24 protein-coding genes are annotated in these 18004 nt (G+C 62.0%); 19 read left to right on the top strand and 5 right to left on the bottom strand.

The genetic code is table 11. The features are described 5' to 3' along the window. The first annotated feature begins 2 nt into the window (after window positions 1-2). The 7 genes from CLV89_RS13725 to rimM are packed head-to-tail and all read left to right on the top strand — an operon-like array spanning window position 3 to window position 3195. A complete protein-coding gene (locus CLV89_RS13725) occupies window positions 3-533 on the top strand; it encodes a GNAT family N-acetyltransferase (RefSeq protein ID WP_106164227.1) in 531 nt (176 codons plus the stop codon). Then, window positions 530-1135 (top strand): GNAT family N-acetyltransferase, encoded by a 606-nt coding sequence (locus CLV89_RS13720; protein WP_106164226.1) that lies wholly within the window; start codon window positions 530-532, stop codon window positions 1133-1135. Before CLV89_RS13725 ends, CLV89_RS13720 begins: the two co-directional genes overlap by 4 nt. Next, the gene (locus CLV89_RS13715; RefSeq protein ID WP_106164225.1) at window positions 1128-1436 is read left to right on the top strand and encodes a chorismate mutase; all 309 of its coding nucleotides are present in this window, start codon (window positions 1128-1130) and stop codon (window positions 1434-1436) included. Before CLV89_RS13720 ends, CLV89_RS13715 begins: the two co-directional genes overlap by 8 nt. A 59-nt stretch (window positions 1437-1495) precedes the next feature. Next, window positions 1496-1864, top strand: coding sequence for a 30S ribosomal protein S16 (gene rpsP, locus CLV89_RS13710; protein WP_106164224.1), 369 nt, complete (start codon window positions 1496-1498; stop codon window positions 1862-1864). Window positions 1865-1868: 4 nt separating this feature from the next. Beyond that, on the top strand, window positions 1869-2522 hold the full coding sequence (bluB, locus tag CLV89_RS13705; RefSeq protein WP_106164223.1) for a 5,6-dimethylbenzimidazole synthase: 654 nt from the start codon (window positions 1869-1871) through the stop codon (window positions 2520-2522). 21 nt (window positions 2523-2543) lie between these two features. Then, window positions 2544-2678, top strand: a complete 135-nt coding sequence (locus tag CLV89_RS23155; RefSeq protein ID WP_279327912.1) for a hypothetical protein — start codon at window positions 2544-2546, stop codon at window positions 2676-2678. Window position 2679: 1 nt separating this feature from the next. Next, window positions 2680-3195 carry a ribosome maturation factor RimM gene (rimM, locus tag CLV89_RS13700; RefSeq protein WP_106164222.1) on the top strand — a complete coding sequence of 172 codons (516 nt, stop codon included), beginning with the start codon at window positions 2680-2682 and terminating at the stop codon, window positions 3193-3195. Window positions 3196-3197: 2 nt separating this feature from the next. On the opposite strand, the gene CLV89_RS13695 is transcribed toward rimM, so the two are convergent. Continuing rightward, a complete protein-coding gene (locus CLV89_RS13695) occupies window positions 3198-4187 on the bottom strand; it encodes a phosphotransferase (protein ID WP_106164221.1) in 990 nt (329 codons plus the stop codon). Between the two features lie 85 nt (window positions 4188-4272). Here CLV89_RS13695 and trmD point away from each other — a divergent pair, with 85 nt between their 5' ends. Then, entirely contained in the window at window positions 4273-5088 is an 816-nt protein-coding gene (gene trmD / locus CLV89_RS13690) for a tRNA (guanosine(37)-N1)-methyltransferase TrmD (protein WP_106164303.1), read from the top strand. Window positions 5089-5096: 8 nt separating this feature from the next. On the opposite strand, the gene CLV89_RS13685 is transcribed toward trmD, so the two are convergent. Next, the gene (locus CLV89_RS13685; protein ID WP_243395012.1) at window positions 5097-5405 is read right to left on the bottom strand and encodes a hypothetical protein; all 309 of its coding nucleotides are present in this window, start codon (window positions 5403-5405) and stop codon (window positions 5097-5099) included. 311 nt (window positions 5406-5716) lie between these two features. On the opposite strand from CLV89_RS13685, the gene CLV89_RS13680 reads away from it, so the two are divergent. Beyond that, window positions 5717-6049: a YegP family protein gene (locus CLV89_RS13680; RefSeq protein WP_106164219.1), complete on the top strand. Its 333-nt coding sequence runs from the start codon at window positions 5717-5719 to the stop codon at window positions 6047-6049. Between the two features lie 55 nt (window positions 6050-6104). Here CLV89_RS13680 and CLV89_RS13675 read toward each other — a convergent pair whose 3' ends face one another. Beyond that, the gene (locus CLV89_RS13675) at window positions 6105-6524 is read right to left on the bottom strand and encodes a helix-turn-helix domain-containing protein (protein WP_106164218.1); all 420 of its coding nucleotides are present in this window, start codon (window positions 6522-6524) and stop codon (window positions 6105-6107) included. Between the two features lie 67 nt (window positions 6525-6591). Here CLV89_RS13675 and CLV89_RS13670 point away from each other — a divergent pair, with 67 nt between their 5' ends. The 4 genes from CLV89_RS13670 (at window position 6592) to CLV89_RS13655 (ending at window position 9729) form a co-directional block, all read left to right on the top strand. Beyond that, window positions 6592-7803, top strand: a complete 1212-nt coding sequence (locus CLV89_RS13670; RefSeq protein WP_106164217.1) for an MFS transporter — start codon at window positions 6592-6594, stop codon at window positions 7801-7803. A gap of 273 nt (window positions 7804-8076) precedes the next feature. Then, window positions 8077-8448, top strand: a complete 372-nt coding sequence (gene rplS, locus CLV89_RS13665) for a 50S ribosomal protein L19 (RefSeq protein WP_106164216.1) — start codon at window positions 8077-8079, stop codon at window positions 8446-8448. Window positions 8449-8459: 11 nt separating this feature from the next. After that, complete coding sequence (gene rpmE, locus CLV89_RS13660) at window positions 8460-8681, top strand: 50S ribosomal protein L31 (RefSeq protein ID WP_106164215.1); 222 nt, start codon at window positions 8460-8462, stop codon at window positions 8679-8681. 238 nt (window positions 8682-8919) lie between these two features. After that, a complete protein-coding gene (locus CLV89_RS13655; protein ID WP_106164214.1) occupies window positions 8920-9729 on the top strand; it encodes a division plane positioning ATPase MipZ in 810 nt (269 codons plus the stop codon). Window positions 9730-9825: 96 nt separating this feature from the next. Here CLV89_RS13655 and CLV89_RS13650 read toward each other — a convergent pair whose 3' ends face one another. Both CLV89_RS13650 and CLV89_RS13645 read right to left on the bottom strand, forming a co-directional pair. Continuing rightward, window positions 9826-10968, bottom strand: a complete 1143-nt coding sequence (locus CLV89_RS13650; protein WP_243395018.1) for an adenylate/guanylate cyclase domain-containing protein — start codon at window positions 10966-10968, stop codon at window positions 9826-9828. 159 nt (window positions 10969-11127) lie between these two features. After that, window positions 11128-11583: a MarR family winged helix-turn-helix transcriptional regulator gene (locus CLV89_RS13645; protein ID WP_106164212.1), complete on the bottom strand. Its 456-nt coding sequence runs from the start codon at window positions 11581-11583 to the stop codon at window positions 11128-11130. A 76-nt stretch (window positions 11584-11659) separates the two neighbouring features. Here CLV89_RS13645 and hmgA point away from each other — a divergent pair, with 76 nt between their 5' ends. The 6 genes from hmgA to maiA all read left to right on the top strand — a co-directional run bounded on the left by hmgA (window position 11660) and on the right by maiA (window position 17985). Continuing rightward, window positions 11660-13015 (top strand): homogentisate 1,2-dioxygenase, encoded by a 1356-nt coding sequence (gene hmgA / locus CLV89_RS13640; protein WP_106164211.1) that lies wholly within the window; start codon window positions 11660-11662, stop codon window positions 13013-13015. A gap of 107 nt (window positions 13016-13122) precedes the next feature. Next, window positions 13123-14379, top strand: a complete 1257-nt coding sequence (gene fahA / locus CLV89_RS13635) for a fumarylacetoacetase (RefSeq protein ID WP_106164302.1) — start codon at window positions 13123-13125, stop codon at window positions 14377-14379. A gap of 82 nt (window positions 14380-14461) precedes the next feature. Next, entirely contained in the window at window positions 14462-15412 is a 951-nt protein-coding gene (locus tag CLV89_RS13630; RefSeq protein ID WP_106164210.1) for an MBL fold metallo-hydrolase, read from the top strand. A 120-nt stretch (window positions 15413-15532) separates the two neighbouring features. Next, window positions 15533-17146 (top strand): FAD-dependent oxidoreductase, encoded by a 1614-nt coding sequence (locus CLV89_RS13625; protein WP_106164209.1) that lies wholly within the window; start codon window positions 15533-15535, stop codon window positions 17144-17146. A gap of 4 nt (window positions 17147-17150) precedes the next feature. Further along, window positions 17151-17357, top strand: a complete 207-nt coding sequence (locus CLV89_RS13620) for a DUF2783 domain-containing protein (protein ID WP_106164208.1) — start codon at window positions 17151-17153, stop codon at window positions 17355-17357. Beyond that, the gene (maiA, locus tag CLV89_RS13615; protein ID WP_106164207.1) at window positions 17350-17985 is read left to right on the top strand and encodes a maleylacetoacetate isomerase; all 636 of its coding nucleotides are present in this window, start codon (window positions 17350-17352) and stop codon (window positions 17983-17985) included. The genes CLV89_RS13620 and maiA overlap by 8 nt, the downstream gene beginning before the upstream one ends. The last annotated feature ends 19 nt before the right edge of the window (window positions 17986-18004 follow it).

Below are 18004 nucleotides of genomic sequence, written 5' to 3'. Positions count from 1 at the left end.
AGATGACCGCCGCCCCCATCATAGAAACCGACCGCCTGATCCTGCGCCCGCATGAGGCTGGGGATCTGGATAAATTCTGGAGCTTTTTCCAGAGTGACCGGTCGAAGTATATGGACGCGCCGGACAGCCGCTCGCAGCTCTGGACAGGACTGATGGCCGAGGTCGGCTCCTGGGAGGTCTACGGCTGGGGTGGCCTTGCGATCGAAACCAAGGACGGCGAGCTGGCCGGTCAGATCTGCATCAGCCAACCACCGCATTTCCCGGAACTGGAACTGGGCTGGATCGCATTCGAAGGGTTCGAGGGCGCGGGCTTTGCCTTTGAGGCCGCCTCCGCCATGCGGGATTTCGCGTTTGAGATCCTCGAGGTGCCGACGCTGGTCAGCTACATCGACCAGAAGAACCGCCGGTCCATCGCGCTGGCGGACCGCATGGGCGCGGTGCTGGACCCCGATGCGCAGAGCTATGATCCGGCGGATCTGGTCTATCGCCACACGCCGGACAGCTCCGGCCCCGGACTGGAGGCCTACGCATGAACGCTGCATCCATTCCGGTGATCGAAACCAAACGCCTGGTCCTGCGCGGCCCGGAGGCGGAGGACTACCCGAACTTCAAGGCGACCTTCACGTCGTATCGCGCACGTTTCATGGGCGGGCCGCTCAACACCTACGAGGCCTGGATGCTCTATGCCGCCGAGATCGGTCACTGGCAGATCCGCGGCTTTGGCATGTGGATGATCCACGACAAGGACACGGACGAGACCTATGGCATGGCCGGAGGCTGGCAACCCGCGGGTTGGCCCGAACCCGAGATCGCCTGGATCATCTGGCCGGAAAAGGCTGGCAAGGGCTATGCGCTGGAAGCGACCCATGCAGCGCGCCAGTATCTCTATACCCAAGGCGGCTGGGATGGCGCGGTCAGCTATATCGACCCCAAGAACCTCGATTCGATCCGCCTTGCGGAGCGGCTCGGAGCCCAAAAGGATCACGACGCGCAGACCATCGACGGCAATGATGCAGTCTACCGTCACCCCTCGCCCGCGGCGCTGTGCGACAGCCAGCTGACGCATGGTATCGAGATGGAAATCGGCCATTACGCCGACCCGCTGTTCACACCAAAAGGATGGGCCATTGACTGACACAACGACCGATCCCGTTGCCCGTGCAGCCGCCCTCCTGAAAGGGCACCGCGAGAGCATCGACCGCCTTGACGCGATCCTTGTCTACACCCTGGGAGAGCGGTTCAAGCACACCCAGGCGGTGGGCCAGCTCAAGGCGACACACGACCTTCCCCCGTCCGATCCCACGCGTGAAGCCACGCAGATCGCTCGGCTCGAAGAATTGGCGAAAGAGGCCGATCTGGACCCCGAATTTGCCAAGGCGTTCTTGAACTTCATCATCGATGAGGTCATCCGCCACCACAAGAAGCACAAGGAATAAGCGGGGGTCGACCTGATCTCAGGACACCTCGTTCAACGCCATCAAAGGAGAATGACACCATGGCTATGAAAATTCGTCTCGCCCGCGGCGGTTCTAAAAAGCGCCCCTTCTATCGCATCGTGGCCTCCGACAGCCGCATGCCGCGCGACGGCCGCTTCATCGAGAAGCTGGGCACCTACAACCCGCTGCTGCCGAAAGACAGCGAAGAGCGCGTGAAAATGGACATCGAAAAAATCCAGGCATGGCTCGACAAGGGCGCACAGCCCACCGACCGTGTGGCCCGCATGCTGGAAGCTGCCGGCGTTCGCGACAAAGCAACCCGCAACAACCCCAACAAGGGCACCCCGGGCAAGAAAGCCCAGGATCGCGCTGAAGAGAAAGCCGCCAAAGCTGCTGAAGCGGCCGAAGCTCCCGCAGACGCGGAATAATCACATGACGGGTTCGGCGCAGGATGCGATGGGATGTTTCCCGCAGGCGTTCCGCGCCGAGCTCGATCTGTTGATGAAGCTGCGCCGCGACGTGCGGCGCTTTCGCACCGATCCGGTGGATGAGGCAGTGCTGACGCGCTGCCTCTCTGCCGTTTCACTAGCGCCCTCTGTCGGCCTCAGTGAACCCTGGCGCATTATCCGCGTCGAGAGCGAGGCCGCCCGCGCGGCAGCTCTGAAGAATTTCGAAGCTGCCAATGCAGAGGCCTTGGCGGACTATAGCGATGATCGTGCCGCCAGCTATGCGCGCCTGAAGCTTTCGGGCATGCGCGAGGCGCCGGTGCAGATCGCCTTTTACTGTGATGACGAAACCGACAAGGGCCACGGGCTTGGTGCCCGCACCATGCCGGAAATGCGCCGCTACTCTGTGGTGACCGCGATCACCCTGTTCTGGCTTGCCCTGCGCGCCGAAGGGCTGGGTCTGGGCTGGGTGTCGGTGCTCGACCCAGAACAGATGACCCGCGACCTGAATGTGCCTGCAGGATGGCGCCTGATCGGCTATTTCTGCATCGGCCATCCGGAACATCTGTCGGACACGCCGGAACTGGAGCAGGAAGGCTGGGAACAGCGCTTTGCCGCGCTGCCGGTCGAGACGCGGTAGCCATCCATGGGGCTGATCCGCATGCTGATCTTCACCCTTGTCGCCTTTGGCGCCGGGGTCCTTTATGAACGCAGCGGCGCCCGCGAGCGCTGCGCCGCCACGGGCGGCGACTGGACACGAACTGAAACGGGGACCGGCATGATCTGCCGGATGTGACATGACAGACGCAAATGACGATCTGATCTGTGTGGGCGCGCTTTCCGGCTCCTTCGGGGTGCGCGGCGAAGTGCGGCTGAAGAGCTTTTGCGCCGACCCCGCAGAAATCGAGGACTACTCCCCCCTGCTCAGCGCGGATGGCAAGACAAGCTATGCGCTGGCCATCGCCCGCACGGTAAAGAACGGTTTTGCCGTGCGCATCGTGGGCGTCGACAGCAAGGAAGAGGCAGACGCACTCAAAGGCGTGCAACTTTTTGCGCCGCGCGGCCGCCTGCCCTCTCTGCCCGATGATGAATTCTACCACGCCGACCTCATGGGTCTGGAGGTCTATGACACCGGTGGAACACTGTTGGGGCGTGTGAAATCCGTTCAGAACCACGGCGCGGCCGACCTGCTGGAAATTCAGGCGCCGGGGCAATCGGCAACGGTGCTGCTGCCCTTTACCATGGCAGCGGTGCCCACGGTCGACCTCGACAAGGGACGCATTATCGCCGACCCGCCAGAGGGTCTGTTCTGAGGTCAGTCACACTGTTCGCGCAGCAGCTGAAACATCATCACCAGTCGCGACAGCCGATGCTGTTGTGACGAGGTGCGCTGCTCCCGCGCGTCTGGCATCTGAACCCAGTCATTCAAGAGCTGTAGCCCAAGGAAGACGGTCAGTACCGGATCATCTTCCCAAGGGTGCTCATATCCGGTCGCCAGCGCCTGCCAGTCCGCCCGCGCCAGTCCGGCATGCCCCGCGCCCTCTTCTGCTACGCCAAAGGAATACGCCAGACGAGTCATGTAGCGTGCAATGTCCAACGCAACCGGCCCCGCGCCGCGCGGCGTCGGGTCGACGGCAAACAGCGCCTCTGCCCCGAATATGAAGTTGCGTGAATGGGCATCTCCGTGGCGCAGCGCCTGTTGCCTGGGCGCCCCCTCGCCCCCCCGCACGGCCTTGTGCATGAAGGCGCAAAGCCCGAGAAACCTCTTGGGATAGGCCACGGGGCGAACACCCTCGCGCACGTCACGGGCAAACTTTCGCACCCGGTGCAACACATCACCTCCCTCAAACGCGGTCACTCCGACGCTGCTGGCCCGATGCAGCTGACCAAGCCAGGCTGCGCAGCTCTCGATCACCTCCGCACGCTGATCCAGCCCGATTTCGGCCGCCTCCAACCGCGCATGCGCAGTGAGGCCGGGCACATGCGCCAGCACGACCAGCCGGTCCTCAGGCCGTGCCAGGATCACAGGAACCATACGAAACGCCCCGTCATCACCCAGCGCCCGGCCCAGCGTGCCGTAGCTTTCGAGCAAGCTGTCGAAACGGCGCGCGGACAGGCCCGGCTCCTGCTTCACCACCAGCTTCGCGTCATCGTCATGCTCCAGCAGAAGCACCTGACGATCCTCGCGCTCCGTCTTGACCGATTTGATCTGCCGCCACTGCACACGCGCGGGCGCCAGACCCAGATCGCGCGCCAGCGCATCGAGGCTCAGGCCCTGCAACAGGACGGGCGAGGTTTGGGGCATTCGGCCTCCGACGTCTGGGTTTCAGGCCATAGTAGGCGTAAAAACACTATTGCAAACCCTTCTGATCGGCGGCATGCACGCCTGCATGACCCAAACGCCGTCCAAATCCCACGGGCGCCTCTCTATTGGCGCCACCCTGAAGCCGCGTGAGCTGATGAGCGACACGCCGGACCTGGCAGGTGTGTGGAAAGCAAAGATCCTGACATTGTTCCCCGAGGCCTTTCCGGGCGTATTGGGAGAGAGCCTGACCGGCAAGGCCCTGCAACAGGGCCTATGGCAGCTGGAGACTGTGGATCTGCGCCCCTTCGGTATCGGCAAGCACAAGAACGTCGATGATACGCCAGCAGGCGGCGGCGCCGGAATGGTCTTGCGTGCTGACGTTCTGGGAGAGGCCATAGACCATGCCATGGCCGGCACCACTGCCCCCAAGGGTGGCAACTGGCCGCTGATCTACCTCTCGCCACGCGGGCGTCGCATGGATCAGAAGATGATGCAGACCTTCGCCCGCTGCGATGGCCTGACGCTGCTGTGTGGTCGCTTCGAAGGTGTGGATGAACGGGTGCTGGAACACTACGGCATCATGGAGGTCTCGCTGGGGGACTTCGTGATGACCGGAGGCGAATTGGCCGCGCAGGCGCTGATTGATGCGACCGTGCGGTTGATCCCGGGCGTTCTGGGCAATCACGCCTCAACGGAGGAGGAGAGCTTCTCTTCCGGCCTGCTGGAGCATCCGCAATACACCCGCCCGGCCGAATGGAGAGGACATCAGATCCCGGAGGTTCTGATGTCGGGCCACCATGGCAAGATCGCCGACTGGCGCCAGGAGATGAGCGAGACGATCACCCAAGAGCGCCGCCCCGACCTCTGGGCGGCACATCAAGCGCGCGCGTCTGACGACTGAGGAAACGCTCAGCAGTCGAGATTGATCTGCCAGCGCCTGAAGTTCTCCATACCTTCTTGTGTTCCACGCAGATTGGTTCCCGGCGTGTAACCATCCAGGAGGTCGAGAAACCCGCCCTGGAACAGCGCCTGACACCCGGTTTGCGCGGTCGAGATCCGCTCCAGATCCGACGCCGTATAGGAAAACCCGCCCGCAGCAGGTGCAATAAGGGCAATCTCGCGCGTGGTATCCGCACTAAAAGCATAAGCCTTGCCGCTGTCTGTTACCGTCTGGCGCTGCGACCAGAGCGCATCATTCTGCGCGCGCTTTGCTGCCATCTCGCTTGAATTCGGCCCTGTGACATCGCAACCGGCCGCAACCAGTGTCGCGAAAATCAATGCAGAACAATATCTTATATTCATCAAACCGCCTCCAGAAGGGTGCTCTTATAGTGGCGTCCCCCCGCCCCGCCGTCAATCGAAGTTCGGCACCCTCACCGTGCCGTCTGGCGGCTGTTTGCCCAGTGTAAATACTGCCCGTTCCATGCTGGGCGACGGGTTGGATCAGCACCACTCGGACCGTTGCCGGTTTTCCCACGACATGCTTTAGTCGATCAGTAAGTGTACGGAACAACAAGGAGACACTGCTGATGGCTGGAAAATTCGAACTCTACACCGACAATGCCGGGGAGTACCGGTTCCGTCTCAAGGCCGGCAATGGCGAGAACATTCTGGCCAGCGAGGGCTACAAACAAAAGTCCAGTGCAGAGAACGGTATTGAGTCCGTCAAAAAGAACGCCGGAGACGACGCGCGCTATGAGCGGAAAGAGACCGCGGCGGGGAAACATATGTTCAACCTCAAGGCCACGAATGGTCAGGTGATCGGCACCTCGCAAAGCTACGCCAGCGCGTCTGGACGCGACAATGGCATCGCTTCGGTGCAATCCAATGCACCGGACGCCAGGGTCGAAGACCTGAGCTGATACTGCCAGACGCCGCATCGCCCATCCGCGCGCGGCGTCGCCCTACCCTATCGGGCTATCTGTGCTTTGAACCGCCCCGTTGCTGCGCCCGGACCGCCACGCGGAGCAACTGTTGAAAACGGTCACAGTCCAGATGGTTTGGCGCCGGGCATTCCGCCACATGCAGCATCATCTGCGCCAGCGCCTCCATCTGGCGGGCTTGTCGTCGCATCGCGTCGGCACGGGCCTGCAAATCGTCACGTGGCAGATCCGGTTTTCCGCCGGAGCCGAACATTGCCGCGATCTCGTCCAGCGTGAAGCCACCCTGTTTGCCCAGCGCAACAAGCGAGAGCTGTTGCAGGACCTCATGCCCATACTGTCGCCGCAACCCGTGACGTGACAGCGACTGGATCAGACCCTTCTCCTCGTAATAACGCAGCGCCGACGGTTTCACCCCGCTGCGCTCAGAGACTTCGCCGATATCGAGCAGCTTCATGCTTGACCTCAAGTTGACTTGAATTCGCATCCTGTGCCTCGAATCGAATATTGGCAAGGGAAACAACATGTCATCGTCCTCTTCATTTTCGCCCTTCAAGGACCAGCGAGCGGTGGCGCTCCTGCTCGCGGCAACCCTGACCACCATGGCGAACGCCGCCATCAGCCCCGCCCTGCCGGGACTGGAGGCCCGTTTTGCCGATCACCCGCAGGCCGCATTGCTGACCCGGTTTCTGGTGCCTGCACCATCCGTGGCGGTAGTGCTGATCGCGGGCTGGTCCGGCGTGCTCGCCGACCGTGTCGGCAAGCGCATTCTGTTGCTGGGCGGCGTGATCCTGTTTGCGATCGCCGGGAGCCTGGGCACGGTGCTCGACAGTCTGGAAGCCATTCTGGCCAGTCGTCTTGCACTCGGCGTCGCCGTGGCGCTGATCATGACCGCACAAACCGCACTGATCGGAGACTATTTCCAGGATGAGGCCCGCAGTCGCCTCCTTGGCCTGCAGATTTCGGCGCGCAACATCGGTGGGCTGGTGTCCATCACCCTGGCCGGTTTTCTGGCACTCCTGTCGCCGATGCATGTCTTTGCCATTCACGGGCTGGCGCTCCTGATCCTGCCCCTCCTGTGGACCGCCATCCGAGAGCCTAAGCCCGCAGAAACGCCAACCGCTATACCCGGGGCAACTGTCGACACAGCCCCCGCGCCAGACGGCCTTGGCCTGGGTCTGTGGTCCATGGCAGCGCTGCAAATGCTGACCGTCATTTGCTTCTTCACGATGCCCACCCAAGTGCCATTTTTTGTTGCCAGCCACGGCGTCACAAATACGGCAGTCATAGGAGGCGTCATGGGCGCGCTCACCCTCGCAGGCGCGCTGGCGGCGACACGCTATGCCACGCTCAAGCCGAGGTACGGGCACACCGGCCTGTTCACCATCGGCTTTGGATTGATGGGCAGCGGCATGCTCACACTTGCGCTGGCCCCGAACCTCGGCGTGATCTTCGTTGGCGCGACGCTGGTGGGTCTGGGCTTTGCCACGGTCTCTCCCAACTTCAACGAGATCGCTCTGAAATCCGCCCCCGCCAACCGGCGCGGACGCGCAGCAGGGGTCATGACCACATCCGTCTTTCTCGGTCAGATCGTGTCGCCCTTGCTGACCCTGCCTCTGGTACAGGCGACGGGCTATCGCGGCACCTTCATCACATTGGCAACCGTACTGCTGATCTGTGCCGCTGTGGCCTTGGTTCGGCACAGTCTGCGTAAGCCGATAGCAAACCGGATCTAAAGGCCCGACGGCCGCGTATCAGGCTTGCAAACAGGGGAGATCTGGCCTAAGAACCGCGCGTCCGGGGCTCGGTTTGAGTCGTCCGGACCCGCTTTGTATTGCCTGTGCCAGTCTTCTTCGGCGGTATCGCAAATCAGCAGCGGCGACGACAAGCAACGAGACCGTATCTCTGGCGGGCGTATGGGGCACTCCCTGCGGACCCGGTGAAGACCAGCAGCTCTGGGGATCATACGAACTTCGTGGATATAACCACGAGCAGCAAAGGAGACGATCATGGATCTGATCGCACAACTCGAAGCGGAGCAAGTTGCTGCGCTGGGGAAAACCATCCCCGACTTCAAGGCCGGTGACACCATCCGCGTCGGCTATAAGGTGACTGAAGGCACGCGCACCCGTGTGCAGGCCTACGAAGGCGTTTGCATCAGCCGCAAGAACGGCGACGGCATTGCCGGGTCTTTCACCGTTCGTAAGATTTCCTTCGGCGAAGGTGTGGAACGTGTATTCCCGCTGTTCTCCACCAACATCGAGTACATCGAAGTCGTGCGCCGCGGTCGCGTGCGTCGCGCCAAGCTGTACTATCTGCGTTCGCGTCGCGGCAAATCTGCCCGTATCGCTGAAGACGCAAACTACAAAGCGAAAGCGTAAGGAGCGGTATCATGAAAAAAGACACCCATCCCGAATACCACACGATCAACGTCAAGTTGACCGACGGTACCGTCATCCAGATGCGCTCCACTTGGGGCAACGAAGGCGACCAACTGGCGCTGGACATCGACCCCTCCGTGCACCCCGCATGGACCGGCGGCACGTCCCGCCTGATGGACACCGGTGGCCGCGTATCCAAGTTCAAAAAGAAATACGAAGGTCTCGGCTTCTGAGCCATTCCCTCCACGGACTTATCCACATGGATATTCCAGAAAACGCCGTCCTTCGGGGCGGCGTTTTACGTTAGAGACCGTTCGCATTGTCTGCATTTTCCACGAAGCGTCAGATTGCGACAATAGGCTCTAAATAGGGTGTTTTGGCCGCTTTCCATTGATTCTCTTGGACTCTATAGTCACCTCAAAGACAAAAGGTGCCGCGCAAAAGCGGCGCAGCTTTGAAGGGATCCGGTAGATGGCGCATATCATTGTCGTCGGAAACGAAAAGGGCGGCGCGGGGAAATCCACCGTCTCCATGCATGTGGCGACCACGCTTGGCCGCATGGGGTACAAGGTGGCGGGCCTGGACCTCGACCTGCGACAGAGGTCGTTGGGTCGGTACCTCGAAAACCGCCTCGCGTTTATCGCGGCCACCGATCTCAATCTGCCAATGGTGGCGCTGCACGAGCTGCCAGAGATCAACCCCGACACGGTGCAACCGGGCGAGAACATCTACGACCTGCGGCTCTCGGAGGCGATCTCCGAGCTGGAGCCCGAGTATGACTTCATCCTGATCGACTGCCCCGGCTCCCACACCCGTTTGAGCCAGGTGGCCCATTCCCTCGCCGACACCCTGATCACCCCCCTGAACGACAGTTTTGTGGACTTCGATCTGCTCGCCCACACGGATGAGCATGGCGAGAAGATCAAAGGCCCCTCGGTCTATTCCGAGATGGTCTGGAATGCCCGACAGCTGCGCGCTCAGGCCGGGCTGCCGCCGATCGACTGGATCGTGATCCGCAACCGTGTCGGCACCCAGCGCATGGTCAACAAGGAAAAGATGGAACGCGCGATCAAGATGCTGTCCAAGCGGATCGGCTTTCGTGTTGCACCGGGCTTCTCCGAGCGGGTGATCTTCCGCGAGTTGTTCCCGCGCGGCCTGACCCTGCTGGATCTGAAGGATGTGGGCGTTAAGCAGCTCAACATTTCAAACATCGCCGCACGGCAGGAGCTGCGCGACATGATGAAGGCGCTGGAGCTGCCAGACGTCGACATCGACATCTAACAGCACGGGGCGGGGAGACCCGCCACGCTCTCAGCGCGACGACCCCTCCAGACCAATGAATGCACCGGGCAAACCGCTCGGTGCAGGCGGCCCCAGCTAAGCTTTGCGCCCCTCCGGGGGTTCGATGTCGGTCGCGATGACGGCACCTGCATCCGGGTCGTAGAGAGTGAACAGCTCGATCGGGGTTGCCACCCCGCGCAACATGTAACGTCCCACCGACACCAGACAGTCTCCCTCGACTCCGGCGGCTTTGCGCACGTCCTCGGACAAGATGATCGACCGCTCCACCGTGCGATGCATGTCGGCAATCCGCGCAGTCAGGTTCACCGCTGGCCCAATCACCGTGAAATCCAGACGATTGGGCGCGCCGATATTGCCGTAGAGGATCTCGCCCGCATGCAGCGCCATGGTATACCCCGCCAACGGCAGGCCTTGCGCGGCGCGCACGGCATTGACCCGCTCCATCCGCGGCCCCAGCTCTCGTATGGCCCGCATCGCTGCCTGCGCATCCTCGCCCAGCGAGCCCACATTGAACATCGCCATAACGCCATCGCCCATGAACTTGAGAATATTGCCGCCATGGGCCTGGATGACCTGCACCACATGTCCGAAATAATCGTTCAGGAGGTCGACCAGATCCTCGCCCGGCAAACGTTCGGACAGTTCGGTAAACCCACGCAGATCAAATAGATAGATGACCGCATCGATCCGCTCGGAAGAGCCGCGTGCGATCTCTCCCGAAAGCACCCGAGCCCCGGCGTCGCGCCCCAGATAGACCTGCAGGAGCGACCGGCCCATCTCTCGGTTGCTGGCGGCAGACAAAACCAGCGCGAGCGTTTCAAACACCTCTCGGATCAGCGCGTGATAGGCCTTCGCTGCCGCGGGCTCTCCGTCAAAGCTCCATGAACCGACGACCCCTTCGGCCTTTTGGCTGGTGGCATCATAGTCCGCATGGGTGACTTCACCGACGGGCTGCCAATGGGCGAAGTAGCTCGTCGCCCCCATGGCGCGCAACCGCTCAAAGATGGGAAAACGCGCCGCATCCGGCCCGGTCAGATCGGCATATATTTCGTCTTCCCCCCCTTCGATCAACGCGAAGAACGGGCTCTGCAACCATTCGACAGGTGCCTCGGTGTGGTCGGTGCGGGCGAAATACTCGGCGTTCATTCCATCCGCGCGGGTCCAGGTAAACCCGATGCCGCCGAATTCCGGGTGCAATGCGCGCTGCGCCAACTGCATCCGAAGCAAAGGTACCCCGTGGTTGACCAATTGCTCGCAAAAACTCCGCAGCATCTCTTCGCGACTGCGGGCCTTCAGCCCCTGCCGTGTGAGCCAGGTCTTCAGTTCTTCAATCGCCGCACGAATTTCCGCGCCCTCCTCATGCCTGACCGCACGCCCTCAATCTGGATCGACCGAGGTCTCCATGCTGGCCAACTGTCGCAACATACGGCGCAATAGCGCAACGTCACCAGCGGAAAACTCCTGCGTGAGGCGCCGGTCATAGATCTTGGCCTGTTCGCGCAGATCCTCGTAGACGCTGCGTCCGGCAGGTGTCAGCTCCAGATGCTCCGAGCGACGGTCGGCTTCATCGCGATTGCGAATGACCCAGCGCCGCGCCGAAAGCTTCGCCACGGCGCGGCTGATCTTCGTTTTGTGGATCTTGGCGCGGGTGCTGATGTCGCGCGCCGTCATGCGATGATACATCCCAAGGTGAAACAGCACCCGCCATTCCGTCCGGAGCATCCCGTAGCGCCCCTTGTAGAGCGTCTGAAACGCCAGAGAGGAGTCCTCCGCCGCCCGGTTCAGCAGATAGGGCAGGAAATCCTGCACTACAAAATCATCATTTTCGTCCACTCGTGCACTCCGCATCCCTTGTTAGTTACAAAACCAACTATTACCGAGAAGGAAATGCAAGAGGAGGTTGGCCGCAATGACCCGTCACGCACTGCCGGACCAGATGATTCAGGCCCCGTCGAACCAGGGCACCACAGAGGGCTACATGCCCGGATTTGGCAATGATTTTGAAACAGAGGCCCTGCCCGGCGCGCTGCCGCAAGGGATGAACAGCCCGCAGAAATGCGAATATGGTCTCTATGGCGAGCAGCTCTCCGGCACCGCCTTTACCGCCGAGCGCCCGGAGCGCACCTGGTGCTATCGCATTCGTCCCAGCGTCAAGCATTCGCACCGCTACAGCAAGATCGACCTGCCCTACTGGAAGAGCGCGCCGCATATTCCCGAGGATGTGATCTCGCTTGGTCAATACCGCTGGGATCCGGTGCCGCATACGGACGAGGGGCTGACCTGGCTCACCGGCATGCGCAGCATGACCACGGCGGGGGATGTGAACACCCAGGTCGGCATGGCCACCCATGTCTATTTGGTCACCGAATCGATGCAGGACGCCTATTTCTTCTCCGCCGATTCCGAGCTGCTGGTGGTGCCACAAGAGGGCCGGCTGCGCTTTGCCACCGAACTGGGTATCATCGATGTGGAGCCCAAGGAGATCGCCATCATCCCGCGCGGTCTGGTCTATCGGGTCGAGGTGCTGGAGGGGCCGGCGCGCGGGTTCGTCTGCGAAAACTACGGCCAAAAGTTCGACCTGCCGGGCCGTGGCCCGATCGGCGCCAACTGCATGGCCAACCCGCGCGACTTCAAGGCGCCGGTGGCTGCCTATGAGGACCGTGAGGTGCCCTCGACCCTGACTGTGAAATGGTGTGGCCAGTTCCATGAGACCAAGATCAACCAGAGCCCGCTGGATGTGGTGGCCTGGCACGGCAATTACGCGCCTTACAAATACGATCTGCGCACCTACTGCCCGGTCGGCGCCATCCTGTTCGACCATCCGGACCCCTCGATCTTTACCGTGCTGACCGCGCCGTCGGGCCAGCCGGGCACCGCGAATATCGACTTTGTGCTGTTCCGCGAACGCTGGATGGTGGCCGAGAACACCTTCCGCCCGCCGTGGTATCACAAGAACATCATGTCGGAGCTGATGGGCAATATCTACGGCCAGTATGATGCCAAACCACAGGGGTTTGTGCCCGGTGGCGTGAGCCTCCACAACATGATGCTGCCGCATGGGCCGGACAAAGATGCGTTTGAAGGCGCGTCGAATTCCAACCTCGGACCGGAGAAGCTGGAGAACACCATGTCCTTCATGTTCGAGACCCGCTTCCCGCAGCATCTGACGGAGTTTGCCGCCAAGGAAGCACCGTTGCAGGATGAATACATCGACTGCTGGACCTCGCTGGAGAAGAAATTCGACGGCACCCCGGGCAAGAAGTGACGGGGCGCTGCCCCCTCTGCGGCCCTGACGGGCCGCATTCACCCCCGAGATATTTGTGAAAAGATGAAGCAGGGCCGACAGAGCCCTCACCGCCACAAGGAATGCGCATGCCTTTGAAAAAATCCTGGGTCACCTCGGCCAATTCCGCCGATCACCCCTTCCCGCTCAACAACTTGCCTTACGGCGTGTTTTCCACCGCAGGCACCGATCCGCGCTGCGGCGTGGCCATCGGCGACATGATCCTTGATTTGCAAGCAGCCGAGGCCGCAGGGCTGGTGGATCTGGGTGACGAACCGATGTTCGAGATGCCGTTCTGGAACGAGATCATGGAAGAAGGCCCGGCACTCTGGACCGCCCTGCGCAATCGCCTGATCGCTTTGCTGCAGGATGGTGCCGAAGAGCAGAAGAAGGTGGAGCCCTGCCTTGTTCCCATGGCTGATGCAGAGCTGCACATGCCGGTGATCGTGTCGGAATACACCGATTTCTATGCTGGCCGTCACCACGCCACCAATGTGGGCACCATGTTCCGCGGCGCCGAGAATGCGTTGCCGCCGAACTGGCTGCATATCCCGATCGGTTATAACGGCCGTGCCTCGTCGGTCATGGTCTCCGGCACCGATGTGCGCCGCCCCTGGGGGCAACTGAAGGGGCCGAATGATGCAGCCCCTCGCTGGGCACCCTGCGCGCGCTTCGACATCGAACTGGAGATGGGCGCGCTTGTCGGCACCCCCTCCGAGGGTCCGATCACGGTACAGGAAGCCGATGACAACATCTTTGGCTATGTGCTGCTGAACGATTGGTCGGCCCGCGACATCCAGGCTTGGGAATACCAGCCGCTGGGCCCGTTCCAAGCCAAGGCGACCGCCACCTCCATTAGCCCTTGGATCGTCACCAAGGCGGCGCTCGAACCGTTCCGCTGCGACACGCCCTCCCGCGAGGTAGAGCTTCTGGACCATCTGAAAGACTGCGGCCCGATGCTGTATGACATCGAACTGGAGGTCACCCTGCGGCCCGAAGGCGGCGAGGGCGCCACCATCGCGCGCACCAACTACAAGGAAATGTACTATTCCGCCGCGCAGCAACTGGCGCATCACACCACCTCCGGCTGCCCGATGACCCCGGGCGACCTCCTCGGCTCCGGAACCATTTCAGGCCCTGAAAAGGACCAACGCGGCTCGCTCCTGGAGCTCAGCTGGGGCGGCAAGGAGCCGTTAACCCTGCCCACAGGCGAGAGCCGCAGCTTCATCGAGGATGGCGATACGCTGACCCTGAAGGGCGCGGCGAAGGGCGATGGCTATACCATCGGTTTCGGCGACTGCACCGGCACTGTATTGCCCGCGCTCAGCGATCCTTACGCACGCTAGGATCTTCATCTTTTCTCAAATACCTCCGCCGGAGGCACCCCAACCTGACCTTCGGCGGAACAGACAAAAAGGACACAACCCTATGGCCAAAGCCTTCGCATCCCAGGGCGACATGAGCGAAAAGAACATCTCCTTCACCGAGGTGGGCGAAGGCCTTTATGCCTTCACCGCCGAAGGAGATCCAAATTCCGGCGTCATCATTGGCGACGACAGCGTCATGATCGTCGAGGCGCAGGCGACCCCGCGCCTTGCCAACAAGGTCATCGACTGCGTGCGCTCGGTCACAGACAAGCCGATCTCTCATGTGGTGCTGACCCACTATCACGCAGTGCGCGTACTGGGGGCCTCGGCCTTTGGCGCCGAGAACATCATCATGTCCGACACCGCCCGCGCCATGGTGGTGGAACGCGGACAGGAAGACTGGGACAGCGAATTCCAGCGCTTCCCGCGCCTGTTTGAGGGCCATGAGAGCATTCCAGGCCTCACTTGGCCCACCACCACTTTCTCCGACAGCATGACCGTCTACCTCGGCAATCGCCGCGTCGACATCAAGCATCTGGGTCGCGCCCATACCGCCGGTGATGCGGTGATCCATGTGCCGGATCAAAACGTCATGTTCACCGGCGACATCGTCGAATACCACTCTGCCTGCTATTGCGGTGACGGGCATTTTGGCGATTGGGGCAACACGCTCGACAACATCAAATCCTATGATGTGGACGCCATCGCCCCCGGTCGCGGCGACGCTCTCGTGGGCAAGGAGATGGTCAACGCTGCCATCGAGAACACCCGCGACTTTGTCGACAGCACCTATCGCCCGGCGGCAAAGGTCGCAGCCCGTGGCGGGTCGCTGAAAGAGGCCTGGGACGCGGTGCGTGAGGCCTGTGATCCGAAGTTCAAGGACTACGCGATTTACGAACATTGCCTGCCCTTCAACGTCGCCCGCGCCTATGACGAGGCCCGCGGCATCGACACACCCCGCATCTGGACCGCACAGCGCGATCTGGAGATGTGGGAAGCCCTGCAGGCCTGAATTCGGCTCTAAACCACCCTTTAGAGCCTATCTTATATGCAACGACGGTTGTCCGTCCTTGCCACCGACCCCGTAACGCGGGGTCGGACCAGAAGCTGTTTGCCGGAGGGAGGAAACCGGATGAACAAGATTTTTGAGGTGCCGCTGTACCCCTATGCACGCCATGCGGATCAGGATGCGACCCCGCCCGCACGCCACAGGGTCGTCGTGGTCGGCGCAGGGCCGGTCGGCCTCGCCGCTGCCATCGACCTTGCGCAGTCTGGCGTGCCGGTTCTGGTCCTGGATGACAACGACAAGGTCAGCTCCGGCTCCCGCGCCATCTGCTTTGCCAAACGCACATTGGAGATCGCGGATCGGCTTGGCGTCGGGCACGCCATGGCCGACAAGGGCGTCGAATGGAACATGGGCAAAGTCTTCTTCGGGGATCGCAAGGTCTATGACTTCAACCTGCTGCCCGAGGACGGTCACCAGTTCCCCGCCTTCGTGAACCTGCAGCAATACTATATCGAGGACTACCTCGTGGACCGTGTGCGCAGCCTGCAGGCCGCAGGCGCGCCCATCGAAATCCGCGGCAAGAACCGGGTCGCGGGTGTGACGGATCACGGCAGCCACGCCACGCTCACCGTCGACACCCCGGATGGTGCCTACACGCTTGAGGCCGAATGGCTGATCGCCTGCGACGGCGCCGGCTCTCCGATCCGCGCACAAATGGGGCTGGATTTTGTGGGCCGGGTGTTTGAGGACAATTTCCTGATCGCCGATGTCACAATGGAGGCTGATTTTCCGACCGAACGCTGGTTCTGGTTCGACCCGCCCTTCAACAAGGGGCAATCGGCACTTCTGCACAAACAGCCCGACGGGGTCTGGCGCATTGACCTGCAGCTCGGCTGGGATATCGACAAGGCGGAGGAGAAGAAGCCCGAGAATGTCATCCCCCGGCTCAAAGCAATGCTGGGCGACGACGTGCAGTTCGAGTTGGAGTGGGTCTCCATCTACACGTTCCAATGCCGCCGCATGGAAAGGTTCCGTCACGGTCGGGTGATCTTTGCCGGCGACAGCGCCCATCAGGTCTCACCCTTTGGGGCACGCGGGGCAAACTCCGGCCTGCAGGACACCGACAATCTGATGTGGAAATTGAAACTGGTGCTGGAGGGCTTGGCGGACGACAGCCTGCTGGACAGTTACGACACGGAACGGATTGCGGCGGCAGAGGAAAACATCCTGAACTCCTCGCGCTCAACCGATTTCATCACGCCGAAATCGGAGATGTCGCGTATCTTCCGCGACGCGGTGCTGGACCTGTCGGAGCACCACGGGTTTGCCCGCCCGCTGGTGAATTCCGGACGCCTGTCGCTGCCCTCGATCTACGATGGCTCTCCGCTCAACTCCGACGATCATCTGCCCGGCGGCCCGGCCCGCACACGCCCCGGTGCGCCCTGCCCGGATGCCCCGATCGAGGACGGCTTCCTGCTGCCGCAGCTTGGCAACACCTTCACCCTGCTGGCGATCAACGCAGAGGCACCGGAGACGCTGGAGGAGGCGGGCGTGACGATCTCCAGACTCTCGATCTCAACCGATGATGCAACCACCACCGCGCTGCGCGACCGCTATCTGGGCACGGGCGCCTCTGCCATCTACCTGATCCGGCCCGATCAACACGTGGCAACCCGCATGCCTGCGTTTGACGATGCCAAGATCCGCGCCGCCTTGCGCCGCACCATCGGCAAGGAGTAACCCGATGCCCGAGACACTGACGCTGACCGCAAACCTTGCGACCCCGGATGACACTTACGCAATGCTGCTGTCTGCGCATGAGGGGCTGAGCAAGGCCCAAAGCGACGCCCTCAATGCGCGCCTGATCCTGATCCTGGCCAACCACATAGGGGAGGCGGAGATCCTGAAACAGGCTCTAACACAGGCCAAAGCGGGTCTGATCGATGGCTGACACCGTGCTCTGGGACTATTGGCGCTCCTCGGCCAGCTACCGGTTGCGCATCGCGCTCAACCTCGCAGGCATCTCCTATGAGAGCCGCTCCGTCGACCTGGTGGCCGGAGATCATCGCACGGCAAATCATCTGGCGCGCAACCCGCAGGGGCTGGTGCCGGTGCTTGATATCGACGGGCAGCGGTTCACCCAGTCGCTGGCCTGCCTCACCTATCTGGACGCCACGCGGGGCCTTGGGTTGAGGCCGCAGGATCCCGTCGCCCGCGCCCATGTGGAGGCCTTGGCGCAGAGCATTGCGATGGATCTGCATCCGGTCTGCAACCTCTCGGTCGCCCGCTTCGGCGTCTCGCAAAGTGGCGGCGCCCTCGACATGGCGGGCTGGATGCATCACTTCATCGGCCCCGGGCTCCAGGCCTTTGCGGCGCTGCTGGAGCGCTGGGAGGATGCGCCGTTCTGCACCGGAGCGTCACCAAGCCTTGCCGATATCTGCCTGATGCCGCAGCTCTACAATGCGCGCCGCTGGGAGGTGGATCTCGCGCCCTTCCCGCGCCTGTTGCGCATTGAGCAGAGCTGCGCCGCGCATCCGGCCTTTGACGCCGCGCACCCAGACCGGCACAGGCCGGGCTGACGTTTAACTGCACATCGCG

The organism is Tritonibacter scottomollicae (genome assembly GCF_003003215.1).
Taxonomy (GTDB): Bacteria; Pseudomonadota; Alphaproteobacteria; order Rhodobacterales; family Rhodobacteraceae; genus Epibacterium; species Epibacterium scottomollicae.
Note: the sequence above shows the minus strand (reverse complement) of the source record. Positions and strands in the feature narration are given on the sequence as shown.

Coding starts and splice junctions, on each gene's coding strand:
- CLV89_RS13655 (WP_106164214.1), top strand. CDS start 8,920: ATGGCGCATATCATTGTCGTCGGAAACGAAAAGGGCGGCGCGGGGAAA.
- rimM (WP_106164222.1), top strand. CDS start 2,680: ATGACAGACGCAAATGACGATCTGATCTGTGTGGGCGCGCTTTCCGGC.
- rpsP (WP_106164224.1), top strand. CDS start 1,496: ATGGCTATGAAAATTCGTCTCGCCCGCGGCGGTTCTAAAAAGCGCCCC.
- CLV89_RS13670 (WP_106164217.1), top strand. CDS start 6,592: ATGTCATCGTCCTCTTCATTTTCGCCCTTCAAGGACCAGCGAGCGGTG.
- hmgA (WP_106164211.1), top strand. CDS start 11,660: ATGACCCGTCACGCACTGCCGGACCAGATGATTCAGGCCCCGTCGAAC.
- CLV89_RS23155 (WP_279327912.1), top strand. CDS start 2,544: ATGCTGATCTTCACCCTTGTCGCCTTTGGCGCCGGGGTCCTTTATGAA.
- rpmE (WP_106164215.1), top strand. CDS start 8,460: ATGAAAAAAGACACCCATCCCGAATACCACACGATCAACGTCAAGTTG.
- maiA (WP_106164207.1), top strand. CDS start 17,350: ATGGCTGACACCGTGCTCTGGGACTATTGGCGCTCCTCGGCCAGCTAC.
- bluB (WP_106164223.1), top strand. CDS start 1,869: ATGACGGGTTCGGCGCAGGATGCGATGGGATGTTTCCCGCAGGCGTTC.
- CLV89_RS13650 (WP_243395018.1), bottom strand. CDS start 10,968: ATGCAGTTGGCGCAGCGCGCATTGCACCCGGAATTCGGCGGCATCGGG.
- CLV89_RS13695 (WP_106164221.1), bottom strand. CDS start 4,187: ATGCCCCAAACCTCGCCCGTCCTGTTGCAGGGCCTGAGCCTCGATGCG.
- CLV89_RS13725 (WP_106164227.1), top strand. CDS start 3: ATGACCGCCGCCCCCATCATAGAAACCGACCGCCTGATCCTGCGCCCG.
- fahA (WP_106164302.1), top strand. CDS start 13,123: ATGCCTTTGAAAAAATCCTGGGTCACCTCGGCCAATTCCGCCGATCAC.
- CLV89_RS13625 (WP_106164209.1), top strand. CDS start 15,533: ATGAACAAGATTTTTGAGGTGCCGCTGTACCCCTATGCACGCCATGCG.
- CLV89_RS13675 (WP_106164218.1), bottom strand. CDS start 6,524: ATGAAGCTGCTCGATATCGGCGAAGTCTCTGAGCGCAGCGGGGTGAAA.
- trmD (WP_106164303.1), top strand. CDS start 4,273: ATGACCCAAACGCCGTCCAAATCCCACGGGCGCCTCTCTATTGGCGCC.
- CLV89_RS13685 (WP_243395012.1), bottom strand. CDS start 5,405: ATGGCAGCAAAGCGCGCGCAGAATGATGCGCTCTGGTCGCAGCGCCAG.
- CLV89_RS13620 (WP_106164208.1), top strand. CDS start 17,151: ATGCCCGAGACACTGACGCTGACCGCAAACCTTGCGACCCCGGATGAC.
- CLV89_RS13720 (WP_106164226.1), top strand. CDS start 530: ATGAACGCTGCATCCATTCCGGTGATCGAAACCAAACGCCTGGTCCTG.
- CLV89_RS13630 (WP_106164210.1), top strand. CDS start 14,462: ATGGCCAAAGCCTTCGCATCCCAGGGCGACATGAGCGAAAAGAACATC.
- rplS (WP_106164216.1), top strand. CDS start 8,077: ATGGATCTGATCGCACAACTCGAAGCGGAGCAAGTTGCTGCGCTGGGG.
- CLV89_RS13680 (WP_106164219.1), top strand. CDS start 5,717: ATGGCTGGAAAATTCGAACTCTACACCGACAATGCCGGGGAGTACCGG.